General features: G+C 68.5%; 9 protein-coding genes. All 9 read right to left on the reverse strand.

Features of this window, described 5'->3' with window-relative positions:
- Complete coding sequence (locus ACIA8F_RS23130) at positions 1-1,629, reverse strand: ABC transporter substrate-binding protein (protein WP_399381378.1); 1,629 nt, start codon at positions 1,627-1,629, stop codon at positions 1-3.
- Positions 1,630-1,737: 108 nt separating this feature from the next.
- Positions 1,738-2,679, reverse strand: a complete 942-nt coding sequence (locus tag ACIA8F_RS23135; protein WP_399381380.1) for a GNAT family N-acetyltransferase — start codon at positions 2,677-2,679, stop codon at positions 1,738-1,740.
- Between the two features lie 166 nt (positions 2,680-2,845).
- On the reverse strand, positions 2,846-3,895 hold the full coding sequence (locus tag ACIA8F_RS23140; protein ID WP_399381382.1) for an ABC transporter ATP-binding protein: 1,050 nt from the start codon (positions 3,893-3,895) through the stop codon (positions 2,846-2,848).
- Positions 3,888-4,934, reverse strand: coding sequence for an ABC transporter ATP-binding protein (locus tag ACIA8F_RS23145; protein ID WP_383950918.1), 1,047 nt, complete (start codon positions 4,932-4,934; stop codon positions 3,888-3,890). Before ACIA8F_RS23145 ends, ACIA8F_RS23140 begins: the two co-directional genes overlap by 8 nt.
- A gap of 20 nt (positions 4,935-4,954) precedes the next feature.
- Entirely contained in the window at positions 4,955-5,902 is a 948-nt protein-coding gene (locus ACIA8F_RS23150) for an ABC transporter permease (RefSeq protein WP_399381383.1), read from the reverse strand.
- Positions 5,895-6,827, reverse strand: a complete 933-nt coding sequence (locus ACIA8F_RS23155) for an ABC transporter permease (RefSeq protein ID WP_399381599.1) — start codon at positions 6,825-6,827, stop codon at positions 5,895-5,897. The genes ACIA8F_RS23150 and ACIA8F_RS23155 overlap by 8 nt, the downstream gene beginning before the upstream one ends.
- Positions 6,828-7,001: 174 nt before the next feature.
- Positions 7,002-8,636, reverse strand: coding sequence for an ABC transporter substrate-binding protein (locus ACIA8F_RS23160; protein WP_399381385.1), 1,635 nt, complete (start codon positions 8,634-8,636; stop codon positions 7,002-7,004).
- Positions 8,637-9,075: 439 nt separating this feature from the next.
- Positions 9,076-10,980: a translational GTPase TypA gene (typA, locus tag ACIA8F_RS23165; protein WP_399381387.1), complete on the reverse strand. Its 1,905-nt coding sequence runs from the start codon at positions 10,978-10,980 to the stop codon at positions 9,076-9,078.
- Positions 10,981-11,312: 332 nt separating this feature from the next.
- Positions 11,313-13,664 carry an ABC transporter family substrate-binding protein gene (locus ACIA8F_RS23170; protein ID WP_399381389.1) on the reverse strand — a complete coding sequence of 784 codons (2,352 nt, stop codon included), beginning with the start codon at positions 13,662-13,664 and terminating at the stop codon, positions 11,313-11,315.
- Between the last annotated feature and the right edge of the window lie 167 nt (positions 13,665-13,831).

The following is a 13,831-nucleotide window of genomic DNA, read 5'->3' on the forward strand; positions in this document are numbered from 1 at the left end:
TCAGCTGACCTTGATCTGGTCGTACACCGGGACGCTGAACTGGTTGAGCGCCACCTCCGAGATGCGCTCCGAGTGGCCCGCGCTGCCGTTCTGGTACCAGAGCGGGATCGACGGCATCTGGGCCGCGAGGATCTTCTCGGACTCCTGGAACTTGGCGGTCGCCTTGGCGGCGTCGGTCTCCCGGTTGGCCTCGTCGACGAGCTTGTCGAACTCCGGGTTGCTGAACTTGCCGTAGTTCGAGGAGGCGCCGGTGTAGTACAGCGGCTCCAGGAAGTTCTGGATGAGCGGGTAGTCGGCCTGCCAGCCGGAGCGGAAGGGGCCGGTCAGCTTGAAGCTGCTCTGCTGGTTCCTGAAGTCGGCGAAGGTGCCGACGGGGTTGACGGTGCAGACCGGGCCCTCGCCCAGGGCGTTGTTGACGCTGTTGCAGACGGCGTCCATCCAGTCGCGGTGCGAGCCGGTGTCCACGTTGGAGGTCAGGGTGACCTTGCCGCCGGGCAGTCCGCCGGCCTCCTGGATGAGCTTCTTGGCCTCGGCGGGGTTGAAGGAGCAGGCCTCGCCGCAGGCGGTGGCGGAGAAGCCGCCCTTGTCGCCGAGGGCCGGGGAGGTCCAGTCCTTGGCCGGGGTGCGGGTCTCGCGGAAGATCTGCTTGGTGATCTCGTCGCGGTTGATCGCCATGGAGATGCCGCGGCGGACCTTCTCCATGCCCTCCTTGCTCCACTGCGGGTCGTACAGCGGGAAGGTGAGGGTCTGGATGATCAGGGCCGGCTGGTTGATGTAGCGGTCGCCGAGGTCGTTCGCGACGTTCTTCAGCTGCTGCGCCGGGATGTCGTCGACCAGGTCGAGGTTGCCGGAGATGAGGTCGGTGTAGGCGGTGTTGTTGTCGGTGTAGACCTTCAGGTCCACTCCGCCGTTGACCGCCTTGTCCTCGCCGGTGTACGCGTCCCACTTGCGCAGCTTCATGCCGGTGCCCTTGGTGTACGAGTCCACCGTGTAGGGACCGTTGCCGACGGGCTTCTTCAGCCAGCCCTCGTGGTCGGTGAAGAAGGACTTGGGCAGGGGGGAGAAGGCCTGGTAGCCGAGGGTCTCGGGCCAGGTGGAGAACTTCTCCTTGAGGGCCACCGTGAAGGTCTTGGGGTCCTTGACGACCAGGCCGGACATGGTCTTGGCCTTGGGGTCGCCCTTCTCGGGGTGGACGTCCGCGTAGCCGACGATGTCGGAGAAGAAGGGCGAGTTGTTCTGCTTCTTGGTGACGTCGGCGCCGTAGTTCCAGGCGTCCACGAAGGACTGCGCGGTGACGGGCTCGTCGTTGCTGAACTTCCAGCCGTCCTTCAGCGTGATCGTGAAGTTCTGGCTGTCGGTGGTCTCGATCTTCTCGGCGAGGAAGTTCTTCGCCTCGCCGGTCTTGGGGTCGTACCGCTTGAGCCCCCGGAAGATCATGTCGAGGACCTTGCCGCCCTGGACCTCATTGGTGTTGGCGGGCTCCAGCGGGTTCTGCGGGTCACCCCACGAGGAGCTGACGATGCCCGCCTCGCCGCCTCCGCCGCTGTCGCTTCCTCCGCCGCAGGCGGTCGCCGCGAGGGCGACGGCCGCCGCACATGCGGCCCACTTGGCGTGGGTGGCTCCGCGCATGGAGTGCCTCCTCATGGATCCCAAGACTCACTTAGGGGCCAATGTCACCCTATGTGGGGTCCCGCACACTCCTCGTTGGACCGATTGCACCCTCGCGCCGCTCGGCTGTCACCCCTGCGAGTGCAAAGCAGACCCGCGCAGCGTCAGCTCCCAGGTGTCCACCGCATGGTGCGTCCGCATGCCGTGCGCCTCGTACAGCCGCAGCGCCCCGGTCGCGTTGGCCGTGTCCACGCCGAGGCCCACCGTGGCCCGGCCGCGGGCGGCGTAGGCGGCGAAGCAGTGGCGCAGCAGGAACCCGCCGACGCCCCGGCCGCGGGCCTGCGCCCGTACGCCGAGGTGGCTGAGCCAGCCCATGCTGGTGCGGTCGTCGCGGGTGAGCAGGACCCCGGCGTCGCCCAGTACGGGCAGGCTCGCGATCCACACCAGCGACCAGTCCAGGCTCCGGCCGTCGATGTGGTCCAGCCAGGGCTCGTACGGGCGCTCCACGTGCCCGAAGTGGTCCGCGAAGGTCTCCTCGATCAGGGCGTGGGCGCGCCGGCGCTCGGCCTCGTCGCCGTCGCAGGGGCGAAGCGCGAGCCCGGCGGGCGGGGCCGGGGGCGTATCGGCCGGGCCCAGCGGGCGGGTCAGCACCCGGTGGCTGCGCACCGTGCGGTACCCGCGGCCGGGCAGCAGGCCGGGGTCGAGGGTGCGGCCGCCGCTCGGCGCGAGCCACAAGAAGGCGCGCGGGGCCCCGGCGGTGAGTTCCCGGGCCCTGGCCTCCACCCGCTCCAGCAGCCGCACGGCGGCCTCGCGGCGGCCCGGCAGGACCCGGAAGTGGCAGTCGGCCCGGCCGGGGCCCGAGTCGGCCCACACCAGGGCGTAGCCGAGGAGCCGGCCGTTCTGGAAGGCGAGGAAGGAGTCCGCCTCCAGGTCGACGTCGGGGTGGTGCAGATCGGCTTCGACGGCGCCGAGGTCGGTTTCCGGGCGGCCGATCTCGATCCGGTCGATGGCGTTGAGGAGCCCGCAGATGTCCGGGGCGTCGGAGGGCCCCGCGGGCCGGACGGTGAGCATGCGGGCCATCAGACCACGGCGGCGGTCGGGAGGACGTCAGAAGTCACAGGGGGTCAGAGCGGGGCGGAGGGGGGCGGAGGGCATCGGGCGGCGTCGGGGAAACGGCAGGGCGCCCGCCGCCGGAGAGATCCGGTGACGGGCGCCCTGAGGTGTCGCTTCGGTGAGGTCAGACGGCCAGGACGGCCTTCTCCTCGGCGAAGTGGCAGGCGGACTCGTGCGAGGCCAGCGACTTGACTCCCTGGAACCGCTCCGGGATGGCGAGCAGCGGCTCCTCCACGGAGCACTTCTCCTCGGCCTTCCAGCAGCGGGTGCGGAAGCGGCAGCCCGACGGCGGGTTGGCCGGCGAGGGGACGTCACCGGTGAGGATGATCCGCTCGCGGCCCTCGCGGGCGTCCGGGTCCGGCACCGGCACCGCGGAGAGCAGCGCCTGGGTGTACGGGTGGGTCGGGTGCTCGTAGATCTGCTCGTCGGTGCCGATCTCGGCCATCTTGCCGAGGTACATGACGCCGACGCGGTCCGAGATGTGGCGGACGATCGACAGGTCGTGCGCGATGAAGATGTAGGAGAGGTTGAACTCCTCCTGCAGCTTCTCCATCAGGTTGATGACCTGGGCCTGCACCGATACGTCGAGCGCGGAGACCGGCTCGTCGCAGATGATGATCTCCGGGTTGAGCGCGAGGCCGCGGGCGATGCCGATGCGCTGGCGCTGGCCGCCGGAGAACTGGTGCGGGTACCGGTTGATGTACTCCGGGTTGAGACCGACGACGTCCAGGAGGTCCTGCACCTTGCGGCGCCGGTCGCCCTTGGGGGCCACCTCGGGGTGGATGTCGTAGGTCTCGCCGATGATGTCGCCGACCGTCATGCGCGGGTTCAGCGAGGTGTACGGGTCCTGGAACACCATCTGGATGTTGCGGCGTACGGCCTTCAGGGCGCGGCCGGACAGCTTGGTGATGTCCTGGCCCTTGTAGAAGACCTCGCCGGCGGTGGCGCGCTCCAGGTTCATCAGCAGCTTGGCGACGGTGGACTTGCCACAGCCGGACTCGCCGACGATGCCCAGGGTCTCGCCCTGGTACAGGTCGAAGGAGATCCCGTCGACGGCCTTGACGGCGCCGACCTGCTTCTTGAACAGGATTCCCTGGGTCAGCGGGAAGTGCTTGACCAGGCCGCGGACCTGGAGGATCGGCTCCCGTGCGGGGGCGTTGGTGAGCTCAGCCATGGAGCTGCTCCTTCCAGAAGTGGCAGGCGCTGTGACGGCCGGCCAGCTCGCTGCCGTCCTGCTCCGTGACGGGCTGCAGGGCGGGGATCTCGGACCGGCAGATGTCCTGCGCGGCGATGCAGCGCGGGCTGAACGAGCAGCCGGTGGGCAGGCGCAGCAGGTTCGGCGGCAGGCCCTTGATCGCGAAGAGCTCCTGGCCCTTCTGGTCCAGGCGCGGGATCGAGTCCAGCAGGCCCCGGGTGTACGGGTGCGCCGGGCGCTTGTAGATCTCGTGGACCGGAGCGGTCTCGACGATCCGGCCGGCGTACATGACCGCGATCTTGTCCGCGACGTCGGCGACCACGCCGAGGTCGTGGGTGATCAGGATCAGACCCATGTTCAGCTCGCGCTGGAGCTCCGCGAGGAGGTCCATGACCTGGGCCTGGACGGTGACGTCCAGGGCCGTGGTCGGCTCGTCCGCGATGATCAGGTCGGGCTCCAGCGCGATCGCCATGGCGATCATGATGCGCTGGCGCATACCGCCGGAGAAGTGGTGCGGGTAGTCGTCGACCCGCTCCTTCGCCGCCGGGATCTTGACCTTCTCCATCAGCTCGATGGCCTTGAGCCGGGCGTCCTTCTTCGACATGCCCTCGTGGACGCGGAACATCTCGCCCAGCTGGTAGCCGACGGTGAGCACCGGGTTCAGGGAGGACAGGGCGTCCTGGAAGATCATGGCGATCTTCCGGCCGCGCAGCTTGCGCCGCTCCTCGAAGCTCATCTTGAGCATGTCCTGGCCGCGGAAGAGGATCTCGCCCTGCGGGATCTTGCCGGGGGGCATGTCGAGGATGCCCATGATGGCCTGCGCCGTCACGGACTTGCCGGAGCCGGACTCGCCGAGGACGGCGAGGGTCTCGCCGGCGCTCACCGAGTAGTTGACGCCGTTGACTGCCTTGGCCACACCGTCGCGGGTGTGGAACTCGACGTGCAGGTCGCGCACTTCGAGGAGCGGCGTCTGCGGGTCCCCGTCACGCGGGGAGGGAAGGCTGGAGGTGTTGTCCATGGTGATCACTTACGCCCTCCTCAGCGCAGCTTGGGGTCGAGGGCGTTGCGGACCGCTTCGCCGAGCATGATGAAGGCGAGGACGGTGATGCTGAGCATGATCGAGGGGTACAGCAGGATGTGCTGGGCCACTCGGATCTGCGAAGCACCGGCGGAGATGTCCACGCCCCACGAGATGGTCGGGGAGGCGAGGCCGAGACCCAGGTAGGACAGGGTCGCCTCGGCCGCGATGTAGCCGCCGAGCGCGATCGTGGAGACCACGATCACCGGGGCCATGGCGTTCGGCAGGATGTGCCGGAACAGGATCCGGGTGGTGCCGGCGCCCAGCGCCTTGGCGGCGTGCACGTAGTCCGCCTGCTTCACGGTGATGACCGCTCCGCGCATGACGCGGTTGATCTGCGTCCAGCCGAGGAAGGCGAGGGCGAAGACGACCGTCCACACGGTGCGCTCGGTGAAGGCCTGGAGGACGACCATCGCGCCGAGCAGGAACGGGATGCCGAAGAAGATGTCGGTGACGCGCGACATGATCGCGTCGGTGATGCCGCCGAAGTAGCCGGCGATCATTCCGGTGATGCCGCCGAGCACGGTGACGATCGCGGTCACGGAGACGGCGACGATGACCGAGGCGCGGGTGCCGTAGATGAGGCGCGCGTAGACGCTGCGTCCCTGGCCGTCCCAGCCGAGCCACTCGGGGGAACCCACGGCGCCCAGTTCGGGCTTGCCGAGGAAGTGGTGGACCAGGTCGCCCTTGGTGGGGTCGATGCTGGTGAACCAGCCCGGGAAGGCGGCGATCACGAGGAGTACGAAGATCAGCGCCGAGGAGACCACGAAGTAGGGGTTGCGGCGCAGGTCGGCCCAGGCGTCGCCCCAGAGGCTGCGGGCCTTCTCGGCCTTCACCGGCTCCACCGGAACGCCGGGCGCCGCGGAGGTCTCGGCCGCCACGATTTCGGTCTTGGTCAGATCAGGCATACCGGATCCTCGGGTCCATGACCGCGTAGAGGAGGTCGACGAGCAGGCTGGCTATCAGGTAGACGACGACCAGGACGGTGACGACACCGACCACGGTCAGTCCTTCGCGGCGTACGACCGAGTCGTAGATCAGACCACCGACGCCGTGGACGTTGAAGATGCCCTCGGTGACGACGGCGCCGCCCATCAGGGCACCGATGTCGGTGCCGAGGAAGGTGACGACCGGGATCATCGAGTTGCGCATCAGGTGCACGCCGATGACGCGTCGCTTGGGCAGGCCCTTCGCGACGGCGGTGCGGACGTAGTCGGCGCGCAGGTTCTCGGCCATCGAGGTGCGGGTCAGGCGGGCCACGTAGGCGAGCGAGAGCGATCCGAGCACGATGGCCGGCGCGACCAGTTCGCCCCAGGTCTCGTTGATGCTGACGTTCGGCTGGATCCAGCCGAGCTGGAAGGCGAACACCGACTTGACGATGAAGCCGAGCACGAAGACCGGCATCGAGATGATCAGCAGGGTGAGGATCAGGATCAGGTTGTCGACCAGCTTGCCGGCCTTGAGACCGGCGACGATCCCGAGGGCCAGGCCCAGGACGATCTCGATCGCGAACGCCATGAAGGCCAGACGCATGGTGACCGGGAAGGCGGCACCGATCACTTCGGTGATCTCACGTCCGCTGCGGATCTGGGTTCCGAAGTCGAAGTGGAACAGGATCCCGGAGATGTAGTTCCAGTACTGCTGCCAGATCGGCAGGTCCAGACCGTGCTGGTGACGCAGCGCGGCCAGCGTTGCGGGGTCGGTGCCCTTGTCCCCGAAGAGTCCGGCCACGGGATCGCCGGGCAGGCTGTACACCATAAAGAAGATGAGCAGGGTCGTCCCGAAGAAGACCGGGATCATCTGGAGCAGTCGTCGTGCGACATAGCGCCCCATCATGCCTCCGTAGAAGATGCGGCAGGCGCAGCCGGACGGGCCCTTTCGCCACGCACGCGCGTGACGGTTACGTCACTGCGTCGCGAAAGGGCCCCCCGGGCGCTGCATGTAGGCCCGAATGTGGGCCGGCTCCCCGCCGGCCCACATCCGTCGAAAGGAATTACGCTGTGGGACTTACTTCTTGACCTCGACACCCTCAAGGATCGGGTCGCCGTCCTGGGCGTACTTCACGTTCGAGACCTTCTCCGAGTAGCCCGCGTTGACCTTGTAGTACCAGAGCGGGATCGACGGCATGTAGTTGACGAGCTCCTTCTCGATGGCCTGGTAGGCCTTCACGGACTCGTCGAGCGTCGGCGCGGTGTCCGCGGCGGCGATCTTCGCGTCGAGCTCGGGGCTCGAGAAGCCACCCTGGTTGCCGCCGGCGCCCGTACGGAACAGGTCGCTGATGAAGTTGGCGTTCACCGGGTAGTCGAGCACCCAGCCGGAGCGGTAGATCGACTTGACCTGCTTGGACTTGCGGGCCTGGAGGTCGGCCTGGAAGTCCGGCTTGGCGTCACCGGTGCACTTGACGCCGGTGGCGGCGGTGATGCTGCCGCAGACGGCCTCGACCCACTCCTTGTGACCGCCATCCGAGTTGAACTGGATGAAGATCTCGTTGTTCGGGACGCCGCCGCCCTCGGCGATGAGGGCCTTGGCCTTCGCCGGGTCGAACTTGGTGACGTCACCGGAGCCGGTCGGCGTGTAGCCGAGGACGCCCTTGGCGACCCAGCCGGTCGCCGGCTCGCGGGTGCCCTGGAGCACCGTCTTGGTGATGGTGTCGCGGTCGATCGCCATCGACAGACCCTGGATGACCTTCGGGTCGATCTTCTTCGGCTTCGACCACTGGTCGGCGTAGTACGCGATGGCCAGCGTCTGGACGGCGGAGTACGCCTGGTCCACGGCGCGGTCACCGAGGTCGGCACGGTAGACCGGGAGGTCCTTCGGGCCGATCTGGCGCAGGACGTCGACGTTGCCCGACTTCAGGTCCTCGTAGGCGGTCTCGAGGGTGGTGTAGTTCTTGAGAATCACACCGCCGTTCTTCGCCTTGTTCTCGCCCTTGTAGTCGTCGAAGCGGGTCAGCTCGATCTGCTTCTTGTGCTCCCAGGACTTGAACTTGTACGGGCCGTTGCCGACCGGCTTCTCACCGGCGGCCGCGGGGTCCGCGTAGAACGAAGCGGGCAGCGGGGAGAAGACCTCGTAGCCGAGCTTGTACGCGAAGTACGGCACCGCGTTGTTGAGCTCGATGGTGAAGGTGTTCTCGTCGACGATCTTCAGACCGTCGAGCGCCTCGGCGGTGGGCTTGGCGCCCTCGGCCTCGGGGTGCAGGGCCTCGAAGCCCTTGATGTCGGCGAACCAGGACGCGTTGCCCTGCTTGTTGTTGATGTTCGCGGCCCAGTTCCACGCCTTGACGTAGGACTCGGCGGTCACCTTGGTGCCGTCGTGGAAGGTCCAGCCCGGCTTCAGCTTGACGGTCCAGAGCTTGCTGTCCGTGCTGGTGACCGACTCGGCGTTGACGTTGACGATCTTGCCGTCGGCGTCGTAGTCGACGAGCTGGGAGAACAGACCCGACATGACGATCGAGCCGTTGGACTCCATCGTGTCGGCCGGCTGGAGGAGCTTCTCCGGCTCGCCCACCTCGACCGAGAAGATTCCGTTCGGGTCAGCCTCACCGCTGGCGCCGGACTTGCCGCCGCCACCGCCGCAGGCAGTCGCTGCCAGGGCGACGACAATCGCGCCCGCTACCCACTTGGCGCTCTTGGCACCGCGCATGGGTTTCCTCCTCATGAGTCCACTGTCTGATGTGAAGGACACAGGTGCGTTTCGCCGACACCCCTGACGGCGATAGGACCGGTGTCCCGAGTGTGCTCGTGAGTCGACGCTCCCCACAGCGTGTGACCCATTGACCCGAGCTCAATGGAGCCATCCTCAGGGACTGCCTGACCGTAAACCACACTTAAGTGGTCTCGTTTTCACAACATCGCACTACGGCTAAAACCCGAAATCCGGACAAACGGATAGGAGACAGACATGAACGAAACGGACTGTTAGCTCTTCTTCCGGAGTGTCACGGTCGGTATGCGGACACCGGACCGAAACAATCCGCTTGACAAAAGCGAACAGCCCCCTCCGTCACGGTGTACGTGACGCAGGGGGCTGTCCACTGAAGCCGTATCCGGCAGGACCCGGGTGTGACCCAGGTCCTACCCGATTACTTGCCGGACTTGGCGCGCGAAGCGGTGCGCGAGCGGTCCTTCTGGTCCAGGACGACCTTGCGGATGCGGACGGCCTCCGGGGTCACCTCGACGCATTCGTCGTCGCGGCAGAACTCCAGGGACTGCTCCAGGGAGAGCTTGCGCGGGGGCACCACGTTCTCGGTGTTGTCCGCGGAAGCCGCACGCATGTTGGTGAGCTTCTTCTCCTTGGTGATGTTCACGTCCATGTCGTCGGCGCGGGAGTTCTCGCCGACGATCATGCCCTCGTACACCTCGGTGCCGGGCTCGGTGAACAGGACGCCGCGCTCCTGCAGGTTGATCATCGCGAACGGCGTGACCGAACCGGAGCGGTCGGCGACCAGCGAACCGTTGTTACGGGTCACCAGCTGGCCGAACCACGGCTCCAGGCCCTCGTGGATCGAGTGGGCGATGCCGGTGCCGCGCGTACCGGTCAGGAACTCGGTACGGAAGCCGATGAGGCCACGGGACGGGACGACGAACTCCATGCGGACCCAGCCGGAGCCGTGGTTCGACATGTTGTCCATGCGGCCCTTGCGGACGCCCATGAGCTGCGTGACCGCGCCCATGTGCTCCTCGGGGACGTCGACCGTCATGCGCTCGACCGGCTCGTGCACCTTGCCGTCGATGACCTGCGTGACCACCTGCGGCTTGCCGATGGTCAGCTCGAAGCCCTCGCGGCGCATCTGCTCGACCAGGATGGCGAGCGCGAGCTCACCACGGCCCTGGACCTCCCAGGCGTCGGGACGCTCGGTCTCCAGGACGCGGAGCGAGACGTTGCCGACCAGCTCGCGGTCCAGACGGTCCTTGACCTGGCGGGCGGTGACCTTGCGGTCCTTGACCGCGGACTTGGCGTCCGCGCCCTTGCCGCTGCCGCCGCGGCCGACCATCGGGGAGGTGTTCGTACCGATGGTCATGGAGATCGCCGGCTCGTCGACCGAGATCAGCGGGAGCGCGATCGGGTTCTCCGGGTCGGCCAGGGTCTCGCCGATCATGATGTCGGGGAAACCGGCGACCGCGCAGATGTCACCCGGGCCCGCCACCTCGGCCGGCTTGCGGGTGAGCGCCTCGGTCATCATCAGCTCGGTGATGCGGACGTTGGAGATGGTGCCGTCACGCTTGATCCACGCGACGGTCTGGCCCTTGCGGAGCTCGCCCTGCTCGACGCGCACCAGCGCGATGCGGCCGAGGAAGTTGTCCGCGTCCAGGTTGGTGACGTGGGCCTGGAGGGGGGCCTCCTCGTCGTACACCGGGGCCGGGACGTGGGCCAGGATGGTGGAGAAGAAGGGCTCCAGGCTGTCGCTGTCCGCGGGGACGGTGCCGTCCTCCGGCTTGGTCAGCGAGGCCACGCCGTCACGGCCGCAGGCGTAGACGATCGGGAACTCGATCTGGTCCTCGTCGGCGTCCAGGTCGAGGAAGAGGTCGTACGTCTCGTTGACGACCTCGTCGATCCGGGAGTCCGGGCGGTCCGTCTTGTTGATGCAGAGGATGACCGGCATCTTCGCCTGCAGGGCCTTGCGCAGGACGAAGCGGGTCTGGGGCAGCGGACCCTCGGAGGCGTCCACCAGCAGAACGACGGCGTCCACCATCGACAGACCGCGCTCGACCTCACCACCGAAGTCGGCGTGGCCGGGGGTGTCGATGATGTTGATCGTGATCGGGGCAGACCCGTCCTTCGGGTGGTACTTCACCGCCGTGTTCTTGGCGAGGATCGTGATGCCCTTCTCACGCTCCAGGTCGTTCGAGTCCATCATGCGGTCGTCGAGGTGCTGGTGGGCGGCGAAGGCACCGGCCTGCTTGAGCATGGCATCGACGATGGTCGTCTTGCCATGGTCGACGTGGGCGACGATGGCGACGTTACGGATGTCGTGGCGCGTGGGCACTTCGGCGCTTCTCCCGGGATCGTGGATGGCGGCGCGTACGGTCCGGCACGCGCGCCTCGACCGGGCGGAAAACCTGCCACGGCCTTACCCCATCGTACGTCGGCTGGCGGGAACTGCCTGCCGGGGGGTCTGTCAAGAGGCCGGACGACTGAGCAGGACCGGGTCCTGGGTGGGGGGACTCGGCCGGGGGTGAAGCCGGTAAACACGCGGGTCAACGGGTACGTACGACCTTGCCCGCCGGGTGTTCCGGCGGGCAAGGGACTTGAGTCACATCTGAGCTTGAGACCTTCGAATCAACCCCGGATGCACCCGTTCGTCATCACTTCTTCGCGTTACTTCTCCGCGTTCTTGTCCTTGGCCGTGGCCGGCTTCTTCCAGCCGATGTCCTGGTAGCGCGGGGCTCCGAGGCCGAAGGCGCCGGCGTTGGTCAGACCCGGCTTCACGGCGACCAGCTCGGGGCGCTGGTAGAGCGGGATGGACCCGGCCGTCGCCCAGATCCGGGCGTCGGCCTTGCGCATCAGGTCGCGGGAGGCCGCCTCGTCCAGCTCGCCGAGCGCCTGGTCGAAGAGCTGGTCGATGTGGTCGGTGCCGACCCGGGTGTAGTTCTGTTCGACCAGCAGCGAGCCGTCGGCGGCCGGCTCCGGCTTGGCGAAGATGGGCCGGGCGTCGGTGGCCGGGTAGGCGGTCGCGGGCCACGAGTAGAGCGCCAGGTCGTACTGGCCCGAGGCGATGTGGTCCTTGAAGAAGCTCTCGTCGGCCACCTTGGTCAGTTCGGTCTGCACGCCGACCTTCTGGAGCATCTGCGCGATCCGCTCCCCGACCGTGCGCAGCGCCTCCGAACCGGGACCGGCCGGCAGGACGAAGCGCAGGGCGAGGGGCTTGCCGTCCTTGGCGAGCACGTTGCCGGAGGTGCGTACGGCCTGCTTGGCGGGGGCCGGGGCGGGGCTCGCCTTGGCCGGGTCCGCCGGTTCGGCGGCGGTCTCCGCGTCGAGGGCCGGGCTGCGCTTGCCGTCGTCCACGGCCTCGGCCTGGGCCTCGGCCTGGCTGCGCAGGTGCTGCTCCTGGAGGGCCGCGAACGGGGCCGGGGCGAGCACCGGGGAGGGGTGGTTCTCCCCGCTCGCGCCGAAGGCGTCGGCGTCGACGACCTCTCCGTCCGGCTGCCCGCCCGGCTGTGCGTCCGGCTGCCCCTCGGGCAGGCCGTCGCCGTTGCGCCCGTCCTCCTGGCCCACGATGTAGAGGCCGTCGTTCCCGGTGCCCGGGCCCGCGGCCGGGACCGCGGGGGTCTTGGAGTCGTCCGTCTCCTTGGCCGCCTCCGCACCCGCCTTGGCGCCCGCCGGTTCGGTGATCTTGCCGCCCCGGCGCCAGCCGGCGTCCGCGAGCAGGGCCTGCGAGGCCTGGGTGTCCTGGCCGCCGAGGGCGTCGCTGTTGTCGGCGTACGCCTGCTGCCCGGCCAGTGCGAGGTGGCTGCCCACCGGCTTCGCGGGCAGGCCCAGCGGCTTCAGCACGATGTCGGCGAGCGCCTGGCGGTCCAGGGCGCGGGCGACGGCGCGGCGCACCCGCTCGTCGGCGAGCGGGCCGCTCGCGCCGTTCATGGCGAGCTGGGTGTAGGCGGGCTCCAGGGACTTGCGGACGGTGAATCCGCGCAGGGCGCTCTGCTCCTCGGCGTACCGCTTCACGGCCTCCGCGTGCTTCTGGCGGGTGGCCTGCGCCTCCTTGGCCTTGTCCTCGTCGAGTCCGAAGGCGAGCGCCCACGCCAGGGTGGCCTGCGCGGGCGTCACCGAGGCGGCCGGGCCGTGGGAGCCGTCGGCCTTGGCGGCGTCGCGGCGGGCCAGGGCGATCCGGTCGGCGCCGGTGCGGTCGATCTCCGCCAGGTCGAGCTTGCCGGCGGCCAGCGCGGCGGGGCGCTCGGAGCGGGGCACCGCGGTGAGGACGAGGGTGTCGAGCTTGGCGGGGCTGCCCCACCAGCGCGGGTTGCGGGTCAGCGAGGCGGTACCGGTCTTCTTGTCGACGGCGCCGAGCCCGAAGGGGCCCGCGGTGACCTTCAGGGCGCCCCGGGCTCCCTCGTTGAAGCTCTCCGGGGTGCCGGTGACCTGCTTCGGGTAGAGGGGGCTGAAGAGGGAGCGCCAGTCGGTGTACGGCCGGACGAAGGTGACCTTGACCTCCAGGTCCGTCTTGCCGCGCTCGATCTTCTCGATCCGGTCGTAGCCGGCGTTGCGCGCCGTCCAGTACGCGGAGTCCTTGCCGTTCAGGGCCCGCCACTGGGAGACGAAGTCGGCGGCGCCGATCTCGCGGCCGTCGCTCCAGACCGCCTGCTGGTTGAGCTTGTACAGGACGACCTGCTTGGGCTCCCGCTCGACGACCTCGGCCTTCTCCAGGTAGTCGGGGTTGGCCACCGGCCGCCCCTTGCCGTCCAGCACGAACAGCTGGGGCAGGACCGCCCCGGCGATCCGGTTGGTGGTGGCGTCGGCGTCGGCCTGGAAGGCGTTGAGGGTGCCCGGCATGGAGTCCACGGCCCACCGCAGCACCCCGCCGTCGGCGATCTTGTCGCGGGCGGTGGTCGCGATGTCCTGTCCGGCGGCGGCCGGGCCGCCCTCGTCGTCACCCGCGCCGCAGCCCGCGAGCAGCGGCAGTGCAAGAACTCCCGAGGTCAGGAGCGCCAAGGACCTGCGCCTTCTCTGGGACATGGGTGGTACCTCCGGGACGGGGCGTGGGGGAGCCGTGAAAGGGGGTTTTGATCACGTTCGGCGGTATATGGAGCTGATCACACTGGGTGCCGAAACCCACTGAAATCGACACCCCGCCGCACCCACCGCAGCCGGACCCCGCCACGCCGCGAACCCCACCCGTGCGG

It is taken from the genome of Streptomyces sp. NPDC051563, assembly GCF_044454225.1.
Lineage (GTDB): Bacteria > Actinomycetota > Actinomycetes > Streptomycetales > Streptomycetaceae > Streptomyces.

Coding starts and splice junctions, on each gene's coding strand:
- ACIA8F_RS23155 (WP_399381599.1), bottom strand. CDS start 6,827: ATGGGGCGCTATGTCGCACGACGACTGCTCCAGATGATCCCGGTCTTC.
- ACIA8F_RS23140 (WP_399381382.1), bottom strand. CDS start 3,895: ATGGCTGAGCTCACCAACGCCCCCGCACGGGAGCCGATCCTCCAGGTC.
- ACIA8F_RS23150 (WP_399381383.1), bottom strand. CDS start 5,902: ATGCCTGATCTGACCAAGACCGAAATCGTGGCGGCCGAGACCTCCGCG.
- ACIA8F_RS23135 (WP_399381380.1), bottom strand. CDS start 2,679: ATGCTCACCGTCCGGCCCGCGGGGCCCTCCGACGCCCCGGACATCTGC.
- ACIA8F_RS23170 (WP_399381389.1), bottom strand. CDS start 13,664: ATGTCCCAGAGAAGGCGCAGGTCCTTGGCGCTCCTGACCTCGGGAGTT.
- ACIA8F_RS23130 (WP_399381378.1), bottom strand. CDS start 1,629: ATGCGCGGAGCCACCCACGCCAAGTGGGCCGCATGTGCGGCGGCCGTC.
- ACIA8F_RS23160 (WP_399381385.1), bottom strand. CDS start 8,636: ATGCGCGGTGCCAAGAGCGCCAAGTGGGTAGCGGGCGCGATTGTCGTC.
- ACIA8F_RS23145 (WP_383950918.1), bottom strand. CDS start 4,934: ATGGACAACACCTCCAGCCTTCCCTCCCCGCGTGACGGGGACCCGCAG.